Origin of the sequence: Pseudomonas indica NBRC 103045 (assembly GCF_002091635.1) — a bacterium.
GTDB lineage: Bacteria > Pseudomonadota > Gammaproteobacteria > Pseudomonadales > Pseudomonadaceae > Pseudomonas_M > Pseudomonas_M indica.
This window is the reverse complement of sequence record NZ_BDAC01000025.1, coordinates 12,210-35,249: the sequence shown is the minus strand read 5'-3', so window position 1 is coordinate 35,249 and position 23,040 is coordinate 12,210. Positions and strand designations below refer to the sequence as shown.

25 protein-coding genes are annotated in these 23,040 nt (G+C 66.0%); 17 read left to right on the top strand and 8 right to left on the bottom strand.

The features are described from left to right. Positions 1-55: 55 nt before the first annotated feature. Positions 56-1,003 (bottom strand): alpha/beta hydrolase, encoded by a 948-nt coding sequence (locus PIN01S_RS22605; RefSeq protein WP_084339166.1) that lies wholly within the window; start codon positions 1,001-1,003, stop codon positions 56-58. Positions 1,004-1,132: 129 nt separating this feature from the next. On the opposite strand from PIN01S_RS22605, the gene aroC reads away from it, so the two are divergent. The 8 genes from aroC (at position 1,133) to PIN01S_RS22565 (ending at position 6,452) form a co-directional block, all read left to right on the top strand. Next, a complete protein-coding gene (gene aroC, locus PIN01S_RS22600; protein ID WP_084339165.1) occupies positions 1,133-2,224 on the top strand; it encodes a chorismate synthase in 1,092 nt (363 codons plus the stop codon). Between the two features lie 80 nt (positions 2,225-2,304). Further along, a complete protein-coding gene (locus PIN01S_RS22595) occupies positions 2,305-3,453 on the top strand; it encodes an MFS transporter (RefSeq protein WP_084339164.1) in 1,149 nt (382 codons plus the stop codon). Next, positions 3,450-4,070 (top strand): methylthioribulose 1-phosphate dehydratase, encoded by a 621-nt coding sequence (locus PIN01S_RS22590; protein ID WP_084339163.1) that lies wholly within the window; start codon positions 3,450-3,452, stop codon positions 4,068-4,070. Before PIN01S_RS22595 ends, PIN01S_RS22590 begins: the two co-directional genes overlap by 4 nt. 83 nt (positions 4,071-4,153) lie before the next feature. Further along, complete coding sequence (locus PIN01S_RS22585) at positions 4,154-4,699, top strand: 1,2-dihydroxy-3-keto-5-methylthiopentene dioxygenase (protein WP_084339162.1); 546 nt, start codon at positions 4,154-4,156, stop codon at positions 4,697-4,699. Positions 4,700-4,714: 15 nt separating this feature from the next. Then, positions 4,715-5,398, top strand: a complete 684-nt coding sequence (gene mtnC / locus PIN01S_RS22580) for an acireductone synthase (protein WP_084339161.1) — start codon at positions 4,715-4,717, stop codon at positions 5,396-5,398. A gap of 72 nt (positions 5,399-5,470) precedes the next feature. Beyond that, on the top strand, positions 5,471-5,668 hold the full coding sequence (locus tag PIN01S_RS22575; RefSeq protein WP_084339160.1) for a PLD nuclease N-terminal domain-containing protein: 198 nt from the start codon (positions 5,471-5,473) through the stop codon (positions 5,666-5,668). A gap of 7 nt (positions 5,669-5,675) precedes the next feature. Continuing rightward, a complete protein-coding gene (locus PIN01S_RS22570) occupies positions 5,676-5,888 on the top strand; it encodes a PLD nuclease N-terminal domain-containing protein (RefSeq protein ID WP_244506023.1) in 213 nt (70 codons plus the stop codon). Positions 5,889-5,891: 3 nt separating this feature from the next. Beyond that, positions 5,892-6,452: a histidine phosphatase family protein gene (locus tag PIN01S_RS22565; protein ID WP_084339159.1), complete on the top strand. Its 561-nt coding sequence runs from the start codon at positions 5,892-5,894 to the stop codon at positions 6,450-6,452. On the opposite strand, the gene PIN01S_RS22560 is transcribed toward PIN01S_RS22565, so the two are convergent. Further along, positions 6,449-6,940, bottom strand: coding sequence for a methylated-DNA--[protein]-cysteine S-methyltransferase (locus tag PIN01S_RS22560; protein ID WP_084339158.1), 492 nt, complete (start codon positions 6,938-6,940; stop codon positions 6,449-6,451). The two genes, PIN01S_RS22565 and PIN01S_RS22560, sit on opposite strands and share 4 nt — an antisense overlap. A gap of 4 nt (positions 6,941-6,944) precedes the next feature. After that, positions 6,945-7,847, bottom strand: a complete 903-nt coding sequence (locus PIN01S_RS22555) for a DNA-3-methyladenine glycosylase family protein (RefSeq protein WP_084339157.1) — start codon at positions 7,845-7,847, stop codon at positions 6,945-6,947. A 268-nt stretch (positions 7,848-8,115) separates the two neighbouring features. Between PIN01S_RS22555 and speE the strand changes: the two genes are divergently transcribed. The 3 genes from speE to PIN01S_RS22540 all read left to right on the top strand — a co-directional run bounded on the left by speE (position 8,116) and on the right by PIN01S_RS22540 (position 12,121). Further along, positions 8,116-8,976 (top strand): polyamine aminopropyltransferase, encoded by an 861-nt coding sequence (gene speE, locus PIN01S_RS22550; protein WP_084339156.1) that lies wholly within the window; start codon positions 8,116-8,118, stop codon positions 8,974-8,976. 202 nt (positions 8,977-9,178) lie between these two features. Then, the gene (locus PIN01S_RS22545) at positions 9,179-10,042 is read left to right on the top strand and encodes a hypothetical protein (RefSeq protein ID WP_084339155.1); all 864 of its coding nucleotides are present in this window, start codon (positions 9,179-9,181) and stop codon (positions 10,040-10,042) included. 3 nt (positions 10,043-10,045) lie between these two features. Continuing rightward, the gene (locus tag PIN01S_RS22540) at positions 10,046-12,121 is read left to right on the top strand and encodes an LTA synthase family protein (protein WP_084339154.1); all 2,076 of its coding nucleotides are present in this window, start codon (positions 10,046-10,048) and stop codon (positions 12,119-12,121) included. 20 nt (positions 12,122-12,141) lie between these two features. Here PIN01S_RS22540 and PIN01S_RS22535 read toward each other — a convergent pair whose 3' ends face one another. Both PIN01S_RS22535 and PIN01S_RS22530 read right to left on the bottom strand, forming a co-directional pair. Beyond that, complete coding sequence (locus tag PIN01S_RS22535) at positions 12,142-12,405, bottom strand: MoaD/ThiS family protein (protein WP_084339153.1); 264 nt, start codon at positions 12,403-12,405, stop codon at positions 12,142-12,144. After that, complete coding sequence (locus PIN01S_RS22530; protein ID WP_212633101.1) at positions 12,405-13,538, bottom strand: beta propeller repeat protein; 1,134 nt, start codon at positions 13,536-13,538, stop codon at positions 12,405-12,407. Before PIN01S_RS22530 ends, PIN01S_RS22535 begins: the two co-directional genes overlap by 1 nt. Positions 13,539-13,918: 380 nt before the next feature. Here PIN01S_RS22530 and PIN01S_RS22525 point away from each other — a divergent pair, with 380 nt between their 5' ends. The 5 genes from PIN01S_RS22525 to PIN01S_RS22505 all read left to right on the top strand — a co-directional run bounded on the left by PIN01S_RS22525 (position 13,919) and on the right by PIN01S_RS22505 (position 18,492). Then, positions 13,919-14,260, top strand: a complete 342-nt coding sequence (locus PIN01S_RS22525) for a ribonuclease E inhibitor RraB (protein ID WP_084339151.1) — start codon at positions 13,919-13,921, stop codon at positions 14,258-14,260. Positions 14,261-14,406: 146 nt separating this feature from the next. Continuing rightward, on the top strand, positions 14,407-15,117 hold the full coding sequence (locus PIN01S_RS22520) for a type 1 glutamine amidotransferase (RefSeq protein WP_084339150.1): 711 nt from the start codon (positions 14,407-14,409) through the stop codon (positions 15,115-15,117). A gap of 182 nt (positions 15,118-15,299) precedes the next feature. Then, entirely contained in the window at positions 15,300-16,709 is a 1,410-nt protein-coding gene (locus PIN01S_RS22515) for a circularly permuted type 2 ATP-grasp protein (RefSeq protein WP_084339149.1), read from the top strand. Positions 16,710-16,747: 38 nt separating this feature from the next. Further along, positions 16,748-17,698: an alpha-E domain-containing protein gene (locus PIN01S_RS22510; RefSeq protein ID WP_084339148.1), complete on the top strand. Its 951-nt coding sequence runs from the start codon at positions 16,748-16,750 to the stop codon at positions 17,696-17,698. After that, entirely contained in the window at positions 17,695-18,492 is a 798-nt protein-coding gene (locus PIN01S_RS22505; RefSeq protein ID WP_084339147.1) for a transglutaminase family protein, read from the top strand. Before PIN01S_RS22510 ends, PIN01S_RS22505 begins: the two co-directional genes overlap by 4 nt. A 20-nt stretch (positions 18,493-18,512) precedes the next feature. Here PIN01S_RS22505 and PIN01S_RS22500 read toward each other — a convergent pair whose 3' ends face one another. The 3 genes from PIN01S_RS22500 to PIN01S_RS22490 form a co-directional block, all read right to left on the bottom strand. After that, complete coding sequence (locus PIN01S_RS22500; RefSeq protein WP_084339146.1) at positions 18,513-19,652, bottom strand: mechanosensitive ion channel family protein; 1,140 nt, start codon at positions 19,650-19,652, stop codon at positions 18,513-18,515. A gap of 145 nt (positions 19,653-19,797) precedes the next feature. Beyond that, on the bottom strand, positions 19,798-20,592 hold the full coding sequence (locus tag PIN01S_RS22495) for a c-type cytochrome (protein WP_084339145.1): 795 nt from the start codon (positions 20,590-20,592) through the stop codon (positions 19,798-19,800). A gap of 70 nt (positions 20,593-20,662) precedes the next feature. Further along, positions 20,663-21,028 carry a rhodanese-like domain-containing protein gene (locus PIN01S_RS22490; protein ID WP_084339144.1) on the bottom strand — a complete coding sequence of 122 codons (366 nt, stop codon included), beginning with the start codon at positions 21,026-21,028 and terminating at the stop codon, positions 20,663-20,665. Positions 21,029-21,790: 762 nt separating this feature from the next. Between PIN01S_RS22490 and PIN01S_RS22485 the strand changes: the two genes are divergently transcribed. After that, positions 21,791-22,996, top strand: a complete 1,206-nt coding sequence (locus tag PIN01S_RS22485; protein ID WP_084339143.1) for an acetyl-CoA C-acetyltransferase — start codon at positions 21,791-21,793, stop codon at positions 22,994-22,996. Positions 22,997-23,040: the final 44 nt, after the last annotated feature.

Sequence of the window (23,040 nt, the reverse complement as noted above, 5' to 3'; positions counted from 1 at the left end):
CGGCGGCGCTTTCTTGCCCTGTATATCGTCCGATTCTGCTCTGACTGAATGATAGCTATGCGCCAGTTTTTTCGATGAACGCGGCGATTCGCTCGACCAGTGCCCGCGCCAGGGGACGCTGCGGTTCGTGGTAGGAGGGCAGTTGTTGGGCGGCCTCGGCCGGGACGATGCGCAGCACATGGTTCATGCCCTCGATCACCGCCAGTTCGGCGTCCGGCTTGACCGCATGCAGTGCTTCGGCATCGGCAAGGCCGACCTGCAGGTCGTGGCTGCCCTGGACGATCAGCGCAGGAATGCGCAGGCGCGAGAAGGCGGCGGTCGGGTCCTGGTGGAACAGCGAGATCAGGTAAGGCTGCACGCTGGGACGGAACAGCACCTGCAACGCGTCCGGCACCTGCTCGTGGCGGCGGCCGGCCTTGAGTTCGGCGATCAGCGCCTCGCTGTAGGCCAGCAGTGGTGGGGGCAGGCGGCTTTCCAACTGGGTGCGCAGGACCTGGTCGATGGGGCGTCCGCTGCCGGCGATGGACACCAGCGCATCGGCCCCGGCGCGTTGCGCCGCCAGGCTGGCGATCAGGGCGCCTTCGCTGTGGCCGATGAGGATCAGCCGGTCGAAGCGCGGGTCGGCCTTGAGCCGTTGCCCCCAGGCCACCGCATCGTCCACGTAGCGCTCCACGCTGAGGGTGCGCTCGTCGGGGGCGGCGGGTTGGCTGGCGGCGATGCCGCGCTTGTCGTAGCGCAGGCTGGCGATGCCCTTGGCGGCGAGGCCCTGGGCCAGGCGCTTGAGGCTGTCGTTGCGGCCCATGGGGTTGTTGCCGTCGCGGTCGGTGGGGCCGGAGCCGGCGATCAACAGGGCGACGGGTACCGGTTCGTCGCTTTTCGGCAGCAGCAGGCTGCCTTCCAGCACACCGCTGCCGGTGTCCAGGTTCATCGGGCGGTGCAGGAGTGTTTGGGCCTGGACGCTGGTACCGGCAAGGGAAATGAGCAAGGCGATGACTCGCAGCATGGATGGACTACTGTAACGAGGAATGGATTGGACGCGCCGGCCCGCATAACGTTCGAAGGATGAACTGGCGGGAGGGCGCGAGTATACTGCTCGCCCTTCATCGAGGCCCATTTTCCGCGGAGCGCGTGCATGTCCGGCAATACCTACGGCAAGCTTTTCACCGTCACCACCGCTGGCGAGAGCCATGGTCCGGCCCTGGTCGCCATCGTCGACGGCTGCCCGCCGGGGCTGGAGCTGTCGCTGGAAGACATGCAGCGCGACCTCGATCGCCGCAAGCCGGGCACCAGCCGCCATACCACCCAGCGCCAGGAAGACGATGTGGTGGAAATCCTTTCCGGCGTGTTCGAAGGCAAGACCACCGGCTGCGCCATCGGCCTGCTGATCCGTAACACCGACCAGAAGTCCAAGGACTACTCGGCGATCAAGGACCTGTTCCGCCCGGCCCACGCCGACTACACCTACCACCACAAGTACGGCATCCGCGACTACCGTGGCGGTGGCCGTTCCTCGGCGCGCGAGACCGCCATGCGCGTGGCTGCCGGCGCCATCGCCAAGAAATACCTGGCGACCCAGGGCATCCAGGTGCGCGGCTTCATGAGCCAGCTCGGGCCGATCGAGATTCCGTTCAAGACCTGGGACAGCGTCGAGCAGAACGCCTTCTTCAGCCCCGACCCGGACAAGGTGGCGGAGCTGGAGGCGTACATGGACCAACTGCGCCGCGACCAGGATTCGGTCGGCGCGAAGATCACCGTGATCGCCGAAGGCGTGCCACCGGGGCTTGGCGAGCCGATTTTCGACCGTCTCGATGCCGAGCTGGCCCACGCACTGATGAGCATCAACGCCGTGAAGGGCGTGGAGATCGGCGCCGGCTTCGCCAGCGTGTCGCAGCGTGGTACCGAACACCGCGACGAGCTGACCCCGGAAGGTTTCCTCAGCAACAACGCTGGCGGCATCCTCGGCGGCATTTCCTCCGGCCAGCCGATCGTCGCTCACTTGGCGCTTAAGCCGACTTCCAGCATCACCACGCCCGGCCGTTCCATCGACATCCACGGTAACCCGGTGGAGGTGATCACCAAGGGCCGCCACGACCCGTGCGTCGGCATCCGCGCCACGCCCATCGCCGAGGCGATGATGGCCATCGTGCTGATGGACCACCTGCTGCGCCACCGCGCTCAGAACGCCGGCGTGCGTGTGGCTACTCCGGTATTGGGGCAGCTTTGAGCGACAAGCCGCAAGCCACAAGCTACAAGCCGCAGGTGGTGGTTTCCGCGCCTCTGCTTGCCGCTTGAAGCTTGCTGCTTATGACTGCTCTCCCGTACTGGCGCCTGTCCGGCTTCTATTTCTTCTACTTCTGCCTGCTCGGCGCCACGGCGCCGTTTCTGGCGCTGTACTTTGCCCATCTGGGCTTTCCCAGCGCGCGGATCGGCGAGCTGGTGGCGATTCCCATGCTGATGCGCTGCCTGGCGCCCAATCTCTGGGGCTGGCTTGGCGACTACACCGGCCGGCGCTTGGCCATCGTGCGGCTGGGGGCGGTCTGTACGCTGTTCAGCTTCGCCCTGATCCTCATCGACAAAAGCTATGCCTGGCTGGCGCTGATCATGGCGCTGCATGCGTTCTTCTGGCACGCCATCCTGTCGCAGTTCGAGGTCATCACCCTGGCCCATCTGCAGGACCAGGCGTCGCGCTACAGCCAGATCCGCCTGTGGGGCAGCATCGGCTTCATTTTCACCGTGGTCGGGCTGGGCAAGCTGTTCGACTGGGTCAGCCTGGATGCCTATCCGCTGGCGATCCTGCTGATCATGGCGGGGATCGTCGCCGGCAGCGGCTGGATTCCCAACGCCCAGCCGCAGACCAGTGAGGATCGACCGGACCGGGGCGGCTTCTTCCGCCAGTTGCGCCAGCCCGGCGTGTTGGCCTTCTACCTGTGCGTCGGCCTGATGCAGCTCAGCCACGGGCCGTATTACACCTTCCTGACTATCCATTTGGAGGCGCTGGGTTACTCGCGGGGCGTGATCGGCTTGCTCTGGGCCTTGGGTGTGGTGGCGGAGGTCCTGCTGTTCATCGTCATGGCGCGGGTGCTGTGCTATTTCTCGTTGCGCCAGGTGCTGGCCGCGAGCTTCCTGCTGGCGGCGTTGCGCTGGCTGCTGCTGGGCACCCAGGCCGATCATTTATCGGTGCTGCTGTTCGCCCAGTTGCTGCACGCGGCGACGTTCGGCAGCTTCCATGTGGCGGCGATCCATTTCGTCCAGCGCAGCTTCGGCGACCGTCAGCAAGGCCAGGGCCAGGCGCTCTACGCGACCCTTGCCGGCGTGGGCGGTGCGCTGGGGGCACTGTACTCCGGCTACAGCTGGAACAGCCTGGGGCCGGTGTGGACCTTCGTCATCGCCAGTCTGGCGGCGCTGGCGGCAACCGTTATCATTGCCACCCGCTTGAAAGAGGAGAGGGCATGACAGTCAATCGCGAACAACTCGCCGGCGAGATCATCGAGGCCGGGCGCTTCCTGTACGGCCGTGGCTGGTCGCCGGCCACCAGCAGCAACTACTCGGCGCGCCTCAGCGACAGGGAAGTGCTGCTGACCGTGTCCGGCAAGCACAAGGGGCAGCTCGGCCCGGATGATGTACTCGCCACCGATCTGGCGGGAAACAGCCTCGAACCGGGCAAGAAGCCGTCCGCCGAGACGTTGCTGCATACTCAGCTCTACGCCTGGAAGCCGGAGATCGGCGCGGTGCTGCATACCCACTCGGTCAACGCCACCGTGCTGTCGCGCCTGACCCTGAGCGATTCGCTGGTGTTTTCCGACTACGAGTTGCAGAAGGCGTTTTCCGGAATATCCACCCACGAATGCCAAGTCTGTGTGCCGATCTTCGACAACGATCAGGACATCGCCCGCCTGGCGGCCAAGGTGCAGCCCTGGCTCGATGCGAACCCCGATTGCGTCGGCTACCTGATCCGCGGGCATGGCCTGTACACCTGGGGGCCGCGCATGAGCGATGCGCTGCGCCAGGTGGAGGCATTCGAGTTCCTCTTCGAATGCGAATTGAAGGTGCGTGCCTTGCAGGCGCGCTGAGCAGCAGGGGGCGAATTCGTTCGCCTGTCGATAATCCGTTGGGCGAATGCCCCGACGAAATCCATGGAGCCAGGGAGAACCGCATGAGCAGCCTGAGCGTCTACCACGAATCCAATCCCGAACTGCCGAACAAGGTCCTGACCCACGCCGAGGACATCGCCGCCACCCTTGCCGAGGTCGGCGTGCGCTTCGAGCGCTGGGAAGCCAGCGCGCCCATCGCCGCCGGCGCCAGCCAGGAGGAGGTGATCGCTGCCTACCGTCCGCAGATCGACAAGCTGATGCAGGAGCGCGGCTACGTCACCGTGGATGTGGTCAGCCTCACTGCCGATCACCCGCAGAAGGCTGAACTGCGTGCCAAGTTCCTCGACGAGCATCGCCATGGCGAAGACGAGGTACGCTTCTTCGTCGCCGGTCGCGGCCTGTTCACCCTGCACATCGACGAGTATGTCTATGCGGTGCTCTGCGAAAAGAACGACCTGATCTCGGTACCGGCCGGCACCCGCCACTGGTTCGACATGGGCGAACACCCGCACTTCGTGGCGATTCGCCTGTTCAACAACCCGGAGGGCTGGGTCGCGCAGTTCACCGGTGACGACATCGCCAGCCGCTTCCCGCGCCTGGAAGACTGATTCGCGGGAGTTCGCATGCCGATCAAAGCCATTCTCACCGACATCGAAGGCACCACCAGCGCCGTCAGCTTCGTCTTCGACGTGCTCTTTCCCTATGCCGCCCGCCATTTGCCGGACTTCGTCCGCCAGCACGCCGCGGAGCCGGCCGTGGCCGCGCAGCTGGACGCGACCTGTGCCGAGGCCGGCGAGCCCGGAGCCGACGCCGAGCGGGTCATCGATATCCTCCTCGGCTGGATCGCCGAAGACCGCAAGGCCACGCCGCTCAAGGCGCTGCAAGGCATGGTCTGGGAACAGGGCTACCGTGCCGGGCAGCTCAAGGGCCATGTCTACCCGGATGCGGTGGAAGCCCTGAAGCGCTGGCAGGAAGAGGGCTATCGCCTGTACGTCTATTCCTCCGGCTCGATCCAGGCGCAGAAGCTGATCTTCGGCTGCTCGGACGCCGGGGACCTGTCGCCGCTGTTTTCCGGCTACTTCGACACGACTTCCGGGCCCAAGCGTGAGGCGACCTCCTACGGGCGCATCGCCCAGGCCATCGGGCTGCCGGCGGCGGACATCCTGTTCCTGTCCGACGTGGTGCAGGAGCTGGACGCCGCCCGCGAAGCCGGCATGGCCACCTGTGGCCTGGCCCGGGAAGGTGGCGAACTGGTCGGCCATCCGACCGTGGCCAGCTTCGCGGTGATCGATCCCGCCGGGTTCTGACCCCGGCCGGGGTGAACCCATCGCACCGTGTCGCATCCTATGAGAAGAGTCTTTCCTTGAAGGAGTCTTCCCATGGATGCATTCGGTGGCCTGATCGGCCTGATCATCTTCGCCCTGGACGTCTGGGCGGTCATCAACGTGGTGCGCAGCAGCACCGACACCGGCAAGAAGGTGCTCTGGGTGCTGTTCATCGTCATTCTGCCGGTCGTCGGCCTGATCGTCTGGGCCCTGATGGGGCCGAGGTCGGTACAACCGGACCGACTGCCCTGAGGTCGCGGTGTTCGACGAGGGAGGCGGGAGCGGGCTGCTGTTCTACGGTGCGATCGGCCTGCTCCTGCTGGCGCTGCATCTCTGGGCTATCGTTCAGGTGGTCCGGAGCCGCTCCAGTCCGGGCATGAAGGCCCTGTGGATCGCCTTGCTGGTGCTCTTCCCACTGCTCGGGGTGTTCAACTGGTTCGTGATGGGGCCGCGGGCCGAATCATCGACATGAACCATGCACCGTACCTTCGTTCTTTTCCTCGCCCTCTGGCTCGCGCCGGCCTGGCTCCAGGCCGCTGAGACCGATGCCTGGGCGGCGCTCAGGGAGGGGCGGGCGCTGCTCATCCTGCGCCACGCTACCGCTCCGGGTGTGGGCGACCCGCCGAACTTTCGTGTCGACGACTGCAGCACCCAGCGCAACCTCGACGAACAGGGGCGCCGCGAGGCGCAGCGCTGGGGCGTGTTGTTGCGCAGTCAGTGGGTCGAGCGGCCGCGTCTCTACAGCAGCCGCTGGTGCCGGGCGCTGGATACCGCGCGGGAAATGGGTCTCGGAGCGGTGGAGCCGCTGCCGTTGCTGGATTCGCTGTTTGCCGAACGCGAGCACCGCGTCGAGCGCACGCTGGAACTGCGTCGGGCGATCAATGGCCTGCCGCGTGGGGAGCCGTTGGTGTTGATCACCCATCAGGTCAATATCACCACGCTGACCGGGATGTACCCGCGTTCGGGCGAGGGGCTCATCCTGGCGCTGCCGTTGGAGGCGGACGTCCGCGTACTGGCGCGTATCCCGCCGCCTTAAATCAACATCGCCTGTTCCGGCAGCGCCGCACCTTCCAATCGCAACAATTGCGCCTTGCGCGGCAGGCCGCCGCCGAAGCCGGTCAGGCTGCCGTTGCTGCCGATCACCCGGTGGCAGGGAATGATCACTGCGATGGGGTTGGCGCCATTGGCGGCACCGACGGCGCGCACGGCTTTCGGCCGGCCGATGCAGCGGGCCAGTTCGGCATAGCTGCTGGTGCGGCCGAAGGGGATGTCCAGCAGGGCGGTCCATACGGCCCGTTGGAATTCGGTGCCGGCCGGGGCCAGGCGCAGCTCGAAGCGCCGCCGGCGGCCGGCAAAATACTCGTCGAGCTGGCGGCAGACCTCGTCCAACTGGTCGCTGGCCGGCTGCCAGTCGTCGCTCAGTTCCCAGGGGCTGTGGGCGTCCATGTGCAGGCGGCGCAGGCCGGCGTCGTCGGCGGCCAGCAGTAGTTGGCCGATGGGGCTGTCGTGGTAGCGGTAATACATGGCATCAGGTCTCCGCGTAGCTTTGCCAGAGATAAACGGCGGCGTAGGCGCGCCAGGGGCGCCACGCCTGTGAGCGGGCCGCGAGAGTGCGGGCGTCGGTGCCGCCGAGCCCCCATACCGGCGCCTTGAGCAGGCCGAGGTCGGAGGCGGGGAAGGCATCCGTTTCGCCGAAGGCGCGCAGGGCAATGTATTCGGCCGTCCAGGGGCCGATGCCGGGCAGGGCACAGAGCCGTTCGACCAGCGCAGCGGCACCGTCGTTCACGTGCAGGGCGAGTTCCCTGTCGCGTACCGCCCGCGCCAGGCGGCGTAGGGTTTCCACCCGCTTGCCCGGCATACCGATGCCTTCCAGCGGATCGCCGGCGATGGCATCGGGGGTGGGGAACAGCCGTTGCGGCCCGTCTTCTTCCGAATCGTCCAGGGGCTCGCCGAGCCGGCCGACCAGCCGACCGACGATGGTGATCGCGGCTTTCACCGCAACCTGCTGGCCGACGATGGCGCGCACCGCCTGCTCGAACGGATCGAAGGCCGTGGGTAGCCGCAGGCCCGGGTAGCGGGCGATCAGGCTCGCCAGCAGTGGGTCCTGGCCCAGATGCGCGCCAATGGCTGCAGGATCGGCATCCAGGTCGAACATCCGCCGTACCCGCGCAATCAGCGGCTGCTCCAGGCCGGACAGCGACGGGCTGAGGGTCAGCTCCAGCACCGGGTGTTCGGCCAGCGGACGCACCCGCAGCCAGCCGCGCACGTCGCCCAGACGTACGCTGCGGCTGTAGCCATCCGCGGTCAGCCGCTCGACGCCGGGCAGCAGGCGGAGCTGGAAATGCTGGTGGAACTGCTTCCAGTCCCAGGGCTGTCGGTACGGCAGGTGCCAGCAGCGCGGCTGGACGGGGAGGGGCGCGAGGTCGTTCATGGGCGCGACGATAGCGCTTGCGCGGCGGGTTGTCTTCCCGGAAACGACTTTCGAATCGGCTCCTACTGAAGGCCAGTTGCCGCTATGTCGGCGGCAGGGCGCGCCGTGTCCGGGCTGCGTGGCGCTGCGGGTCGAAACGCCATCATCCCGGGCATGCAAGGTTCGACCTGTCATCCTCGCCGACGTAGAATGCGCGCCTTTCTTCGTGGGGCGGGCTTCGGCTACCGTCCGTATCGCAGCCTTATTTCAGGATCAGGGAGACTGACCCATGAGCGACTATCTGGAAACCCTCTACGAAGGCTACGGCCAGCGTTTCAGCATGGACAAGCTGTTGCACGAGGTGCGCACCGAACACCAGCACCTGGTGATTTTCGAGAATGCCCGGATGGGCCGGGTCATGGCCCTGGACGGAGTGATCCAGACCACCGAGGCCGACGAGTTCATCTACCACGAGATGCTCACCCATGTGCCGATCCTCGCCCATGGCCTGGCCAAGCGGGTGCTGATCATCGGCGGCGGCGACGGCGGCATGCTGCGCGAGGTGAGCAAGCACCGCAGCGTCGAGAGCATCACCATGGTGGAAATCGACGGCACCGTGGTGGACATGTGCAAGGAGTTCCTGCCGGGCCACTCCAAGGGCGCCTTCGACGATCCGCGCCTGAACCTGGTGATCGACGACGGCATGCGCTTCGTCGCCACCACCGAGGAGAAGTTCGACGTGATCATCTCCGACTCCACCGATCCCATCGGCCCCGGCGAAGTGCTGTTTTCCGAAAACTTCTACCAGGCCTGCCGGCGTTGCCTGAACGAAGGCGGCATCCTGGTCACGCAGAACGGCACGCCGTTCATGCAGTTGTCGGAAGTGCAGACCACCGCAAGCCGCATGAACGGCCTGTTCGCCGACTGGCACTTCTATCAGGCCGCGGTGCCTACCTACATCGGCGGTGCCATGACCTTCGCCTGGGGCGCCACCGACGCCGCCTACCGCAAGCTGTCGCTGGAAACCCTGCGCCAGCGTTTCGCCGGCAGCGGCATCGTCACCCGCTACTACAACCCGGACGTCCATCTGGGCGCCTTCGCTCTGCCGCAGTACGTGCTGCAAGCCATCGGCAAGCCGAGTAACGACTGACGGCACGCCGTGCGGACATGAGCGCCCCGCTGCGCTCGTGTCCGGCCTCTGGCGGAGGTGGCCGATCCCCGTCGCGCCAACATCCTCGCCGGAATGAGCGGTATCCCACATCGTCGCTCCGCTTCTCGACAAAATTTTCACACCCCGTACGGGACACTCTGCGCCTCGGGCCGCTTCGGCTCGCTGGTATTCAGAGCGCCCCATGTCGTCACCGCAACGAACACGCATCTTCCTCCTGTTGCTCCTGCCGGTCCTCGGCCTGGCGCTGGGGTTGGGCGTGCTTGCCTGGCGCCACTTCTATCCGGTGACCCTGGCGGCCGGCTGGAGCCTGCGCGTTCTGCACGACGGCCTGGAGAAGGTCAGCGCGCTGGTCGAAGACGATGAAGGCGGGTTGTTCGTCAGCCAGGAACTGCAGGATGGCAAGGGGCGCATCCTGCGGCTCCACGCCGACGGCTCGGTCGCCCATGTGCTGAACGGACTGTCCAAGCCGGACGGCCTGGTGCGCTACCGCGGCGGTCTGGCGATCACCCAGGAGGGCGGCCGGCTGCCGCTGTTCTGGCTGAAAGGGAACCGCCTGACCGCGTTGTTCAACGGCGAGAATTTCGAAGGGGTCGCCAGCGACGGGAACTATCTCTACGCCATCGAGGACAAACCCAGCGGCCGCCTTTTGCGCTACGACCCGGACACGGACGAAACCACCGTCCTGCGCGATGGCCTGGTGGAAGGCGAGGGCGTCTCCATCTGCCCGGACGGGCGCGTGCTGTACGTCGAAAAGGGCAAGGGCCGGGTGCGCGAATGGCGGGCCGAGGGCAACGACCGGACTCTGGTCGAGGGCTTGAATCAGCCGGGCTTCCTGCTGTGCAGCGCCAGTGGCGTCTGGATCAGCGAAGACGCCACGCACATGGCGCGCCTGCTCTGGCTCGATACCGACGGGCAACTGCAGGTAGTGGCCGATCATCTGCGTTCCGCCCAAACCCTTCTCGAAGTCGCCCCTGGCCGGTTCCTGCTGGCGGAGCAGGGCCGCAACCGCATTCTCGAAATCCAACGGACTCCCCAGGAAATCTGAACCATGGCCCAGACGGACGCCACCGCTCATTCGCCCGCCCACCCCGGCCTGCGCAGCCACCTCGGCTTCATCCTGCTGAGTGCCACCGCCTTGCTGCTGTTGTACAGCCTGTTGCGCGGCATCCTGCTGGTCTATAACCGCGAGCTGATCGGCGAGACGCCGGTCGCCACCTTCGTCGAGGCGTTCTTCACCGGGATGCGCTTCGACCTGCGGGTGGTGGTGTTCGCCTGCGTACCGCTGCTGCTGTCGATCCTCAGCGCCCGCGCCATGGCCGCGCGGCAGTTGCACCGCGTGTGGCTGACGGCATTCGCCAGCCTGACCTTCTTCCTCGGCCTGCTGGAGCTGGACTTCTACCGGGAGTTCCATCAGCGCTTGAACAGCCTGGTGTTCCAGTACATCCAGGAAGATCCGAAGACCGTCCTCAGCATGCTCTGGTACGGCTTCCCGGTACTGCGCTATCTGCTCGCCTGGGCGTTGGTCACTTGGATGCTGGCCAACCTGTTCAAGGCCCTCGACAACATGAGCCGGCCCGACCCGCTGGTGACCCGCAAGGCCGCCGCGGCGAAGCCGGTCGCCTGGTACTGGCGCGTCGCGGTGTTTTTCCTCTGCCTGGTGGTGGCCGTCGCCGCCGCTCGCGGGACGCTGCGCCAGGGTGCGCCGCTGCGTTGGGGCGACGCCTTTACCACCGATTCGATGTTCGCCAACCAGTTGGCGCTGAACGGCACCCTGAGCCTGTACAGCGCGGCGAAAAGCCGTTTTTCCGAAGAACGCGACAACATCTGGAAGGCGACCCAGCCACCGGCGGAGGCGCGCCAGACCACCCGCGACCTGTTGCTGGTCCCGGACGACCGCCTGGTGGATGCCGACACCGCCGCCGTGCGTCGCGACTACAACCCGCCGGAAGCCGGCACCCTGCCGATCCGCAACGTGGTGGTGATCCTCATGGAAAGCTTCGCCGGCCACTACGTCGGCGCGTTGGGCAGCCGCGACGGCATCACCCCGTACTTCGACAGCCTGGCGAAGGAGGGCACGTTGTTCACCCGCTACTTCTCCAACGGCACCCACACCCACCAGGGTATGTTCGCCACCATGGCCTGCTTTCCCAACCTGCCGGGCTTCGAATACCTGATGCAGAGCCCCGAAGGCACCCACAAATTCTCCGGGCTGCCGCAGTTGCTCAGCGCGCGGAAGTACAACGACCTCTACGTCTACAACGGCGATTTCGCCTGGGACAACCAGGCCGGCTTCTTCGGCAACCAGGGCATGACCACCTTCATCGGCCGTAACGACTACGTGAATCCGGTGTTCGCCGACCCCACCTGGGGCGTGTCCGACCAGGACATGTTCGATCGTGCCGCCGAGGAACTGGCGCAGAAGGATCGCAACAAGCCTTTCTATGCCTTGCTGCAGACGCTCTCCAATCACACGCCCTACGCATTGCCGGACAAGCTGCCGGTGGAGCCGGTCACCGGCCACGGTTCGCTGGACCAGCACCTGACCGCCATGCGTTACTCCGACTGGGCCCTGGGCCAGTTCTTCGAGAAGGCGCGCAAGGCGCCGTACTTCAAGGACACCCTGTTCGTGATCGTCGGCGACCATGGTTTCGGCAGTACCGAGCAACTCACCGAAATGGACCTGTACCGCTTCCACGTCCCGCTGCTGCTGATCGGGCCGGGCATCCAGGAAAAATTCGGCGACCGCCGCGACATTGTCGGCACCCAGGTGGACATCGTGCCCACCATCATGGGCCGTCTGGGTGGGGAGGTGCGTCACCAGTGCTGGGGCCGCGACCTGCTCAACCTGCCGGCCGACGACAAGGGCTTCGGCGTGATCAAGCCGTCCGGCAGCGACCAGACCGTGGCCTTCATCGACGATTCGCGCATCCTCGTGCAGCCGAAGGACATGCCGGCGCGCTACTACGAGTACCAGTTGGGCGCGGACTCCAAGAGCCGGCGCATCGACGGCACGCCGGAGGCCGCCGCGCTGAAGAAGAGCCTCGAGGCCTTCCTGCAGACGGCGACCCAGAGCCTGCTCGATAACACCGCCGGGGTGGTGGACGGCAAGCCCGACAAGGATTGATGTCGGGCCTGGCGGTGGTCTCAGCCGCCGGACAGCGCGGCAACCAGCATGACTTCTGCGCCGGCCGGCAGCGCGGCCTGCATGTCGCGCTCGATCTCGCCGTTGACGAACGCCTTGAAGTGCGGGCGCATGGCACCCTGTTCGTCGATGACACGAAAACGCAGACCGGGGTAGCGAGCGTCCAGTTCGGTGAACAGCGCGGTCAGGGTCGGGGCGTCGGGCAGATCCAGCTCGGCGGTCCCGCCGGTATAGCTCTGCACGTGGGTGGGTAGCAGGATACGCATCAGCTCACCTCGACGCCGTAGATTTCCGGCAGGTAGCGGGCCAGGCAGGTCCAGCGTTCGCCTTCGTCCGTGCTGCCCCAGACCTCGCCGCTGGTGGTGCCGAAATAGACGCCGACCGGGTCGTGGCTGTCGGCGCTCATGGCCTGGCGCTTGACGGTGAACCAGGCCTGTTCGGCAGGCAGGCCGCTGTCCAGCCGCTGCCAGGACGTTCCGCCATCCCGCGAACGGTAGACCGACGGTCGTCCCTGGGGCGATACCCGCGGCCAGACGTCGGTGGCATCCATCGGGAAGACCCAGAGGGTGTCGGGATCGCGGGGGTGCAGGGTGACCGGGAAGCCGATGTCATGGCGCACGCTGTCCGGCGTCGGCAGGTTGGCGCCGATGTCGGTCCAGGTATCGCCCGGGCGGTCGAGGCGGAAGATGCCGCAATGGTTCTGCTGGTAGAGCCGGTCCGGCGCCAGCGGATGGAGCTGGACGCAGTGCGGATCGTGGCCGTACTCGTGGTAGCTGCCGGGTGGCGGCTCGGGCAGGAAGTCGGCGCGTACCCCGTGGTTGAGCGGTTGCCAGGAGGCGCCGCGGTCGCGGGATTCGAAGGTGCCGCCGCTGGACATGCTGATATAGAGGTGGGCCGCGTCGCGGGGATCGACCAGGACCGAATGCAGCTTGGCGCCGCCGGGCGGGCCTTCAGCCGGATCGCCGGCCCAATCGCGGTAGCGCGGGTGCTGGTTAAAGCCTTCCACGCCCTGCCAGGTGCGCCCGTCGTCGTCGCTGCGGAACAGGCCCTGGGGCACGCTGCCGGCATACCAGACATCGGGTTCCGACGAATGGCCGGGGGTGAGCCAGAACACGTGGTCGAGCACCCGGCCGTTCGGCTCGCTGGGAAATGCAGGCGGCGCCTCGGCTTCCTGCCAGGTCTGGCCGCCGTCGGCGGAGCGGAACACCGTCGGCCCGAGATGGCCGGTGCGGGCCGCGGCCAGCACCACGCCGGGTCTGCGTGGGTCGGCGACGGCATGGTGGACGATATGGCCGAGGAAATGCGGGCCGGACAGGCTCCAGCGTTGTCGTCCGGCGTCGCCGGCGAGTTTCCAGAGGCCCTTGCGGGTTGCGATCCACAGGTCGACGGAGCGGGGCATGCGGTGTTCCTCCATGGCGTGGCCTGGCAGCAGTGTAGCCAACGGGAGCAAAGCCCCTGATTGGCGGTCGATACATAGTCGTTCGGCGAATGCCGGAATCGACAGATGGCCAAGTGCCGCCTGTCGCCGGTTTTGTGACAGGGTGTTTTGTCGCTCGGCAGAGAGCGGCCGATGGCCTACCCTGAAAGGGACGGTGTCTTGGGCGGCATTCGCCTGCCCGACGTCATTCACTGGTGCCGTTCCGGCATCGGCCTTGACCCCTCGGACGATCCTGTCCGAAGCCCTGCGGCACGCCGAGTGCCGTGATGCCGCTGCGAGTGGTGCGGCGGCAAGACGATGAAAGCGGTAAATCCATCCATCGCCTGAGAGGAGGTCGCTTCATGAGTACAGCCTTCCACGATGATGTCAGCAGCAATGTTCTGCGCCGCATGAAAGAAGGTGGTTTCGACTTCGCCCGCGTCCATCCCATCGAGTTCTATGCCATCTTCCCCGACGAGGACCGGGCCCGGATGGCGGCGAAGAATTTTCGTGGGGAGTCGTTGAACGCCCAGGTGAGCGCCCGGGAGGACGGCGCCTGGCACCTTCAGGTCAGTAAAGTGATGTATGCCACCCACGCCGGGATCGATGACTTCGAGCAGGACCTCGAGTCGGTCGTCGCGCCGCTTGGCGGCGTGCTGGACGGTTGGGGCGTGACTCAGGAAATCCTGATGCCGCGAACCTGACGCGCAGGATGCGCGATCCGGACCTGGCAGATCACCGGCCGGCAGGAATGCCGGCCCGGTGAACGAAATCTCCCGTCGTATCGAACATTCCCCGGCTACCCCGGGCTCGGCATGAGCTTTGCCTTCCGTCTGACCGGAGGTAGTCCATGACCGATATTCTGATTGTCACGCATGTCGATTATTGTCCGCCGGGGCATCTGGCCCGTGTGCTGGATGTGCAGCAGCGAGCGTTCACCGTGGTGCGCGCCGACCTGGGGGAACTGGAGGCGGTCGACCTCGACCGGCCCAAGGCCGTGGCGGTGATGGGCGGACCGATGAGCGTCAACGATCCGTTGCCTTGGATCGGGGCAGAAATCGCCGCGCTGCGGCACTTCATCCGGCGCGATATTCCCGTGATCGGCCATTGCCTCGGCGGCCAGCTCCTGGCCAAGGCGCTGGGCGCTTCGGTGCACCGCATGCCCTACACCGAGATCGGCTGGCAGCCCCTGAGCCGACGCGACCTGCCCGAGCGGAGCCCCTGGCTCGCCCACGCTCCGGAAGAGTTCCCGGTCTTCCAGTGGCACAGCGACACCTTCGGCTTGCCGGAGGGCGCCCGCTGGCTGCTGTCCAGCCCCTGGTGCCCGAACCAGGGCTTCTCCTGGGGCGACAAGGTACTGGCGCTGCAAGGGCACCCGGAGCTGGACGAGGAACTGGTGCGTCTCTGGACCACCGACTGGGCCCACCTGCTCGACGAAACCCAACCCAGCCAGCAGGGCCGGCCCTACATGCTGCAGGACCTGGAAAGCCGGGTGGCGGCGCAGTTGCGGGTTGCCGAGGGCATCTACCGGCACTGGCTGGGGTTGGCGTTCGGTGACTGAGCGGCCTCCTGTGGAGGGGCTGCCGTAGAATGGGGCGTCGGCATTTGCCAGCGAAGCGAAAGCGCACCGAAGTGGTGCGACATGCTTCGCTTCAATCGTTATATCTTTGAAATAAAAGGAGAATTTTCCCTGGCACGGGCCTTGCGACGTCACCCTCGAGTCCGGGTGATAAGGAGTCAATCATGGCCCGCGTCTTTTATGACGAGATGTACGATGCGAACGGCCACTGCCGGCCACACTACCAGGAGTTCGCCCGCTGGCTGGCGGACACCCCGCCGGAACTGCTGGCCCAGCGAAGGCGCGAAGCCGACCTGCTGTTCCACCGCGCCGGCATCACCTTCACCCTCTATGGGGACGAGCAGGGCACCGAACGCCTGATCCCCTTCGACACCATCCCCCGCAGCATCCCGGCCAGCGAATGGCGCATCGTCGAGCGCGGCTGCATCCAACGCGTCAAGGCGCTGAACATGTTTCTCGCCGATCTCTACCACGACCAACGCATCCTCAAGGCCGGCATCATCCCGCCGGAGCAGGTGCTGGCCAATGAGCAGTACCAACTGGCCATGCAGGGCCTGGACCTGCACCGCGATATCTACTCGCACATCTCCGGTGTCGACCTGGTACGCGACGGCGACGGCACCTACTACGTGCTGGAGGACAACCTGCGCACGCCGAGTGGCGTCAGCTACATGCTGGAAGACCGCAAGATGATGATGCGGCTGTTCCCCGAGCTGTTCGCGGTGCAGCGCATCGCGCCGATCGATCACTACCCGAACCTGCTGCTCGATACCCTCAGAAGCTCCAGCCCGCTGGACAACCCCAGCGTGGTGGTATTGACCCCGGGTCGCTTCAACAGTGCTTATTTCGAGCACGCCTTCCTGGCCCGGGAAATGGGCGTGGAGCTGGTGGAGGGTGCCGACCTGTTCGTCCGCGACGACCGTGTCTACATGCGCACCACGGCGGGGCCACGCCAGGTGGACGTGATCTACCGGCGCCTGGACGATGCCTTCCTCGACCCGCTGGCCTTCAACCCGGACTCCATGCTCGGCGTGCCTGGCCTGCTGGCGGCGTACCGTTCCGGTAACGTGGTGCTGGCCAACGCCATCGGTACCGGCGTGGCGGACGACAAATCGGTCTATCCCTTCGTCACCGACATGGTGCGCTTCTACCTGGACGAAGAGCCGATCCTGAAGAACGTGCCGACCTGGCAATGCCGCAAGCCGGAGGAGCTGTCCCACGTGCTGGCCAACCTGCCGGAGCTGGTGGTCAAGGAGACCCAGGGCTCGGGCGGCTACGGCATGCTGGTCGGCCCGGCTGCCAGCGCGGCGGAGATCGAAGCCTTCCGCACCCGGCTGAAGGCGCGCCCGGAGGCCTACATCGCCCAGCCGACGCTGTGTCTCTCGACCTGTCCGACCTTTGTCGAGACCGGTATCGCCCCGCGCCACATCGACCTGCGTCCCTTCGTGCTGTCCGGCCGCGAGACCCGGTTGGTGCCCGGCGGGCTGACCCGTGTGGCGCTGCGCGAGGGCTCCCTGGTGGTCAACTCCTCCCAGGGCGGCGGCACCAAGGACACCTGGATCGTAGAAGACTGAGTTCCGCACGCACCGGAACCCGAGAAAGGAAGTGCAACATGCTCAGTAGAACTGCCTCCGACCTGTACTGGATGTCGCGTTACCTGGAGCGTGCCGAGAACCTGGCGCGCATGCTCGACGTCAGCTATTCGCTGTCGCTGATGCCGCAGGACGGCCGTGGCGACGGCCTCGACGAACTGGCCATGCCGTTGCTGATCACCGGCACCCTGGACGACTACCTGAACCGCCATGGCGAGCTGCATGCCGAGCGGATGCTGAATTTCTTCGCCCTGGATGCCGACAACCCGGCGAGCATCTACAGCTGCCTGGCCGCTGCGCGCAGCAACGCCCATGCGGTGCGCGGACGGATCACCGCGGACATGTGGGAGAACATCAACGCCAGTTGGCTGGAAATGCGCGGCATTGCCGAGCAGGGCCTCGGCCGTTACGGCATCAGCCGCTTCTGCGAGTGGGTGAAGGAGCGCTCGCACCTGTTCCGCGGGGCCACCTTCGGCACCATCATGCGCGGTGAGGCGTACCGTTTCATCCGCCTCGGCACCTTCATCGAGCGGGCCGACAACACCCTGCGCCTGCTCGATGCCCGCTACGAAATGCTCGGCGAGGAAGCCGATGCGGTCAGCGATACCTCGGCCCGCGGCTATTACCAGTGGAGCGCCTTGCTCCGCGCGCTCTCCTCGTTCGAGGCGTTCACCGAGATCTACCGGGGCTCGCCGCGCACCCGCAAGGTCACCGAACTGCTGTTGCTGCGCCCGGACGTACCGCGCTCGCTGCGTGCCTGCGTGGACGAACTGAACCTGATGCTCGGCGGGCTGCCCGGCGACAACGGCCGCCCGGCGCAGCGCCTGGCCGCCGAGCTGGAGGCTCGCCTGCGCTACACCGGCATCGACGAAGTCCTCGGCGAGGGCCTGCATACCTGGCTCACCGATTTCATCCTGCTGGTCCGCCAGCTTGCCAGCGCCATTCACAGCTCCTACCTGGAGGCCGCATGAGACTTTCCATTCGCCACGACACCACCTATCACTACGACGATCAGGTTCGCGCGAGCATCCAGTATCTGCGTCTCACGCCCCAGGAGAGCGAGCGCCAGCACGTGATCAGTTGGCAGCTCGACCTGCCGCGCCCGGCCCGGGCGCAACGCGACCCCTACGGCAACATCCTCCACGTGCTGACCCTCGACGAACCGCACGAGTCCATCGTCATCGGCGCCCGTGGCCAGGTGGATATCGACGAGCACCAGGACGCCGAGCACGACCGGCAGTCGGCATTGCCGTTCCTGCGCTTCACCCGCCTGACCCAGCCGGACGAGGCGCTGCGCGAGTTCGCCGCCAGCCAATGCAAGGAGCGCCGCGACCGCAGCGCGCTCACCGACCTGATGCAGGCGCTCAATGCGCGGATCACCTACCAGCCGGGCACCACCCAGGTGGAAAGCACGGCGGCGGAGGCTTTCGCCGGCGGTGTCGGCGTCTGCCAGGACCACGCCCACGCCTTCCTCGCCTGCGTGCGCAGCCTCGGCGTGCCGGCACGCTACGTATCCGGTTATCTCTACACCGAAAGCAGCACGCACCTGTCCAGCCATGCCTGGGCCGAGGCCTGGCTTGGCGACGCCTGGTACAGCTTCGACGTGACCAACTGCCTGACCCGGCCGGAGCGCCATCTCAAGTTGGCGGTGGGGCTGGATTACCTCGATGCCTGCCCAGTACGCGGCATGCGCCGGGGCGGCGGGGGCGAGCAGATGCACGCCCGGGTGCTGGTATCGCCGCTGATGCAGGTGCAGCAGCAGTAGCCGAGTGGGGCGGCGGGTGCTCAAGGCATCCGCCGCGGGCCTTTCTCCTGGCGTGCTTCGCCGCTGCTGGCCGGCGGGTTTTCCGCCTGCAGGCCCGCCACCTTGATGTCCGGAAACTGGCCGCCGACGAACTCCAGGCTGCGGGTCGGGAAGGCGAATTTCACCTCGAGCTCCTTCAGGCCTTGCAGCAGGCCGAGGTTTATTTCCTGCTGGATATCCATGTACTTGTTGTAGTCGGAACTCAGCACGTAATAGACCACTTCGAAGGTGAGCTGGTAATCGCCGAAGGACTGGAAGTGGGCGCGGTCGAAACGGGTATCGGGGATCGCCTTGATCACCCGGGCGACCAGCGCCGCCACCTCGCGCACCTTGTCCGCCGGGGTGTCGTAGGTGATGCCGAACTTGAAGACGATCCGCCGCTGCTCCATGCGCTTGTAGTTGTGCAGGGTCTGCTTGAGCAGCTCGGAGTTGGCGCAGACGATCTGTTCGCCGCTGAGGCTGCGGATGCGGGTGGTTTTCAGGCCGATGTGCTCGATGGAGCCGGCCACCGAGCCGAACACCACGAAATCGCCGATCTCGAAGGGCTTGTCCACGCCGATCGACAGCGAGGCGAACATGTCGCTGAGCAGGGTCTGCACGGCCAGCGCGACGGCGATACCGCCAACCCCCAGGCTGGCCACCAACGCGGTGATGTTGACGCCGAGATTGGCCAGGATCGACAGCAGCATCACCGACCAGATGAGAATCCGCGCCAGGATCGAGATGAGCGTGGTGGTCACCGGGTTGCGCGGGCTGTCGCTGGAGAACAGCAGGTTCTGGGTCCACAAACGCACGCCGGTGTCCACCCAGAGCGCGACCTGCAAGGCGAGCACAATGAACCAGCCGTGGGACAGGGTGTCCTCCCACTTCGGCGTCAGTTCGATCAGCTTGAGGCCGAGCAGGAGCGAGAAGGCGAACAAGAGGAAGCGGCTGGTCCGCCTGAGCATTTCCACGGCAAAACCGTAGAACTTGTTCTGACGACCCGCGGCCCAGGTGGCCAAGCGCTTGCTCAGGATGCCGATCAGGCTGCGCAGAATCAGGTAGCTGACCAGGGTCACGGTCAGCACGATGGCGGTGTTCAGCCAGAAGAGCTGGTTGAGCCAGAAATCCCACTGTTGCATAGGTCCTCCAGAAATGAGCGCATGCCCTGCGGTCCGGCAAGGGCCTGAACGGGCGTTACTCTTTTCTGGCGGCGAGGGGGGCGGGAAAGTTCCCCTGAAGGTATCGCCGCGCCCCGCTGCAGACGGGGCGCGGCAGCGAGCGCCGTCACTGCACCTTGCGACCTGCCATGTGGGTCAGGTAGGCGATCAGTTGGTCCAGCTCGGTATCGCTGAGCGTGGTTTCGGCGAAGGCCGGCATCCGCGCCTGCGGCCAATGGCGCAGGTCCTGCGGGTTGCGGATCAGGCGCTTTAGAAAGCCGGCCTGGAGATACTCGGTGGGGTTGTAGGGAACGTTGAGGTCCGGGCCGAATTGCGCATCGCCCTGGCGGTTCAGGCGGTGGCAGGCCAGGCAGTTCTTCTGGAACTGGGCGAAGCCCGCCTGGACGTCGGCACTGGCCTCGGCGGCCGGCAGCAGCGCCGGGAAGCGCTCGGCCACCGGGGGCAACCTGCGGATCGTGGCGATCTGGTAGGGCCACTGTTCGGGCACGATGCGGTCGACCTGCGGATCGGTCCAGACCAGGAAGAACGGTCCGGCGCTCGGCTTGTCTTCACCGAGCGGCGGCCAGGGGTTCGCCGGGTCCTCGATGGCGAGCCAGGCACGCGAACCGGAGGTGGCGAGCAGGGGCGCAGCGGCCAGTTCGGCAACGAAACCGTCCAGGGCGACCACCTGGAGGTGATCGCCGGGGCGGATGCCTTCGAGCAGGCTGGCCAGCGGTACGGCGCGGTAGACGGTCTTGTGCTTGTAAGCGGTATCGTTGTCGATGGTCACTTCCCGAACGTCCGGGCGCGCCAGCAGTTGTTCCGTGGTCCAACTGCGGCTGCCGGAGGGGAGTTCGAGGGTGAGTTCGGCGGCGAGCGCCGGTTGGGACAGGACGAGGAGCAAGGCCAGCCATCGGAACATGAGAGTCTTCCCTAATGTAAAGAAGCGCTACGTTGCCTCGAAACCAGCCGCTGCGGAAGTCTTCAGTCGCTCAATTCTGCACTTCGTCCTGTTGCAGGGCCTTCTTGAGCCCGTAGTAGCTGCCGCCGTTGATCACCTGGCGATAACCCAGCGCGGTCAGCGAGTCCTGGGCGATCGACGAGCGCCGGGCGCTGGCGGCGTAGAGGACGATGGGGGTGTTCTTGTCCGGCGCCACCTCGGGAACCTTCGTCGTGACATCCTCCAGGCTGAGGTGCCGGGTATCGGGAAGGGCGCTGTCGGCGAACGTCTCGCGGGTATCGATGCCGATCAGGACGGCCTGCGGTTTTTCCAGGGCTGCCACCGCGGCTTGTTGATCGACTTCGGCGGCTGTCGCGGCGACGCTGAAAAAAGAGAGGGCGAGGAAAATAGGGGGCATGGACGGAACTCCTTAGTCATTGCGCGACGCACCCTAACACACTGGGGCGAGGCAGTCCTATGGCTCTAGAATGCGGGTTCCAACGATGAGAAACCCATCATGTTGATCAGCTTTTTCTGGAATTGACACCGTGTCGATCGGGACGATGACACAGGGTGTGCCGGCCGTAGTCGAACGGGAGTTCGTGCTGCCGAGCGTTCGCCAACGCTCCGTCTCCGATCCGCCATTGGGGCGGAAGACGGATAGCGACCGTGGGACGGTGGCCGACGTCAACCGACCAGACGGGTCAGGTTGGGAAGGATCAGAATGACCGTGGTGGCGAAGACGATCAGGCTCGCCTGCCGGACTTTGCGCTGCTTGAACATAGCCGTATGCCTTTTTTCTTGTTGGCTGGCGTGCATCCCGCGCTGACGGCCTGTCGGGCTGCTGCGCCACGCCTTGGCGTGGAAGATCGTCCGCTCCGGCAAGACCCGGCAGCGGTACCTGTCAATTCAACTCTAGGGCCCGCGTCGGCGAGCGCTTAGAAGCCTTGGTAACAAATCTTTGCTTCTTCCTGATGACCGGTTATGGCCGCCTGCCAGCGAGGCGGAGGCAACCGCGTGGCAGACGCGTTTCTCGCGGTTGACTGGCGCAGCGCCATGAAACGACCGTTCGTCTGAGCGGTCAGGTCAATCGTGCTGAGCGCTTCGGTCATTGAGCCCGCAGGGGGCGACGCTAAGGTAGTCCGACCAGATAGAACGCCCATTCCGGGCGGAGGACTCCATGACCGAAGCACTCATTTTCGACGCGGTGCGCACGCCTCGCGGCAAGGGCAAGAAGGATGGGGCGCTGCACAGCGTCAAGCCGGTCAACCTGATCGCCGGCCTGCTCCGTTCGCTGCAGGCGCGTAATCAACTGGACACCAGCCAGGTGGACGACATCGTCCTCGGCTGCGTGACGCCGGTGGGCGATCAGGGCGCGGACATCGCCAAGACCGCCGCGCTGGTGGCGGACTGGGACGAGCAGGTCGCCGGCGTGCAGCTCAACCGCTTCTGCGCCTCGGGCCTGGAGGCGGTGAACCTGGGGGCGATGAAGGTGCGCTCGGGCTTCGAGGACCTGGTGGTGGTGGGCGGGGTCGAGTCCATGTCGCGGGTACCGATGGGCTCCGACGGCGGCGCCTGGGCTATGGATCCGGAAACCAACCTGCACACCCACTTCGTGCCGCAGGGCATCGGTGCCGACCTGATCGCCACCCTGGAGGGCTTCAGTCGCCAGGATGTCGATGCCTTCGCCCTGCGTTCCCAGCAGAAGGCTGCCAAGGCGCGCGCCGAGGGTCTGTTTGCCCGGACGCTGGTGCCGGTGACCGACCAGAACGGCATCGTCCTGCTCGACCATGACGAATTCATCCGTGCCGACTCCACCCTGGAAGGCCTGGGGGCGCTCAAGCCGAGCTTCGAGATGATGGGGCAGATGGGCTTCGACGCCACCGCCCTGCGCAAGTACAGCCACGTCGAGCGCATCGAGCACGTGCACACCCCCGGCAACAGCTCGGGGATCGTCGATGGTGCGGCGGCGATGCTCATCGGTTCGCCAGCCAAGGGCCGCGAGCTGGGCCTGAAACCCCGCGCCCGGGTGGTGGCCACGGCGGTGACCGGCAGCGACCCGACCATCATGCTAACCGGCCCGGCGCCGGCGACACGCAAGGCGCTGGCCAAGGCTGGGCTGAGGGTCGACGACATCGACCTGTTCGAGGTGAACGAAGCCTTCGCCTCGGTGGTGATGAAGTTCATGAAGGACATGGGCGTGCCGGAGAGCAAGGTCAACGTCAATGGTGGCTCCATTGCCATGGGCCATCCGCTGGGGGCCACCGGCTGCATCATCCTCGCCACGCTGCTCGACGAACTGGAGCGCCGCAAGCTGCGCTACGGCCTGGCCACGCTCTGCGTGGGCGGCGGCATGGGCATCGCCACCATCATTGAAAGGATTTGACGTTCGCAGGGGCGTTCGCCTCTTCGAACCTGTCTACACGTTCC

Coding starts and splice junctions, on each gene's coding strand:
- PIN01S_RS22575 (WP_084339160.1), top strand. CDS start 5,471: ATGGATGCATTCGGTGGCCTGATCGGCCTGATCATCTTCGCCCTGGAC.
- PIN01S_RS22555 (WP_084339157.1), bottom strand. CDS start 7,847: ATGAACGACCTCGCGCCCCTCCCCGTCCAGCCGCGCTGCTGGCACCTG.
- PIN01S_RS22530 (WP_212633101.1), bottom strand. CDS start 13,538: ATGCCCCGCTCCGTCGACCTGTGGATCGCAACCCGCAAGGGCCTCTGG.
- PIN01S_RS22495 (WP_084339145.1), bottom strand. CDS start 20,592: ATGTTCCGATGGCTGGCCTTGCTCCTCGTCCTGTCCCAACCGGCGCTC.
- aroC (WP_084339165.1), top strand. CDS start 1,133: ATGTCCGGCAATACCTACGGCAAGCTTTTCACCGTCACCACCGCTGGC.
- PIN01S_RS22605 (WP_084339166.1), bottom strand. CDS start 1,003: ATGCTGCGAGTCATCGCCTTGCTCATTTCCCTTGCCGGTACCAGCGTC.
- PIN01S_RS22500 (WP_084339146.1), bottom strand. CDS start 19,652: ATGCAACAGTGGGATTTCTGGCTCAACCAGCTCTTCTGGCTGAACACC.
- PIN01S_RS22515 (WP_084339149.1), top strand. CDS start 15,300: ATGGCCCGCGTCTTTTATGACGAGATGTACGATGCGAACGGCCACTGC.
- speE (WP_084339156.1), top strand. CDS start 8,116: ATGAGCGACTATCTGGAAACCCTCTACGAAGGCTACGGCCAGCGTTTC.
- PIN01S_RS22505 (WP_084339147.1), top strand. CDS start 17,695: ATGAGACTTTCCATTCGCCACGACACCACCTATCACTACGACGATCAG.
- PIN01S_RS22585 (WP_084339162.1), top strand. CDS start 4,154: ATGAGCAGCCTGAGCGTCTACCACGAATCCAATCCCGAACTGCCGAAC.
- PIN01S_RS22540 (WP_084339154.1), top strand. CDS start 10,046: ATGGCCCAGACGGACGCCACCGCTCATTCGCCCGCCCACCCCGGCCTG.
- PIN01S_RS22485 (WP_084339143.1), top strand. CDS start 21,791: ATGACCGAAGCACTCATTTTCGACGCGGTGCGCACGCCTCGCGGCAAG.
- PIN01S_RS22595 (WP_084339164.1), top strand. CDS start 2,305: ATGACTGCTCTCCCGTACTGGCGCCTGTCCGGCTTCTATTTCTTCTAC.
- PIN01S_RS22525 (WP_084339151.1), top strand. CDS start 13,919: ATGAGTACAGCCTTCCACGATGATGTCAGCAGCAATGTTCTGCGCCGC.
- PIN01S_RS22565 (WP_084339159.1), top strand. CDS start 5,892: ATGCACCGTACCTTCGTTCTTTTCCTCGCCCTCTGGCTCGCGCCGGCC.
- PIN01S_RS22490 (WP_084339144.1), bottom strand. CDS start 21,028: ATGCCCCCTATTTTCCTCGCCCTCTCTTTTTTCAGCGTCGCCGCGACA.
- PIN01S_RS22535 (WP_084339153.1), bottom strand. CDS start 12,405: ATGCGTATCCTGCTACCCACCCACGTGCAGAGCTATACCGGCGGGACC.
- mtnC (WP_084339161.1), top strand. CDS start 4,715: ATGCCGATCAAAGCCATTCTCACCGACATCGAAGGCACCACCAGCGCC.
- PIN01S_RS22520 (WP_084339150.1), top strand. CDS start 14,407: ATGACCGATATTCTGATTGTCACGCATGTCGATTATTGTCCGCCGGGG.
- PIN01S_RS22510 (WP_084339148.1), top strand. CDS start 16,748: ATGCTCAGTAGAACTGCCTCCGACCTGTACTGGATGTCGCGTTACCTG.
- PIN01S_RS22560 (WP_084339158.1), bottom strand. CDS start 6,940: ATGTATTACCGCTACCACGACAGCCCCATCGGCCAACTACTGCTGGCC.
- PIN01S_RS22590 (WP_084339163.1), top strand. CDS start 3,450: ATGACAGTCAATCGCGAACAACTCGCCGGCGAGATCATCGAGGCCGGG.
- PIN01S_RS22545 (WP_084339155.1), top strand. CDS start 9,179: ATGTCGTCACCGCAACGAACACGCATCTTCCTCCTGTTGCTCCTGCCG.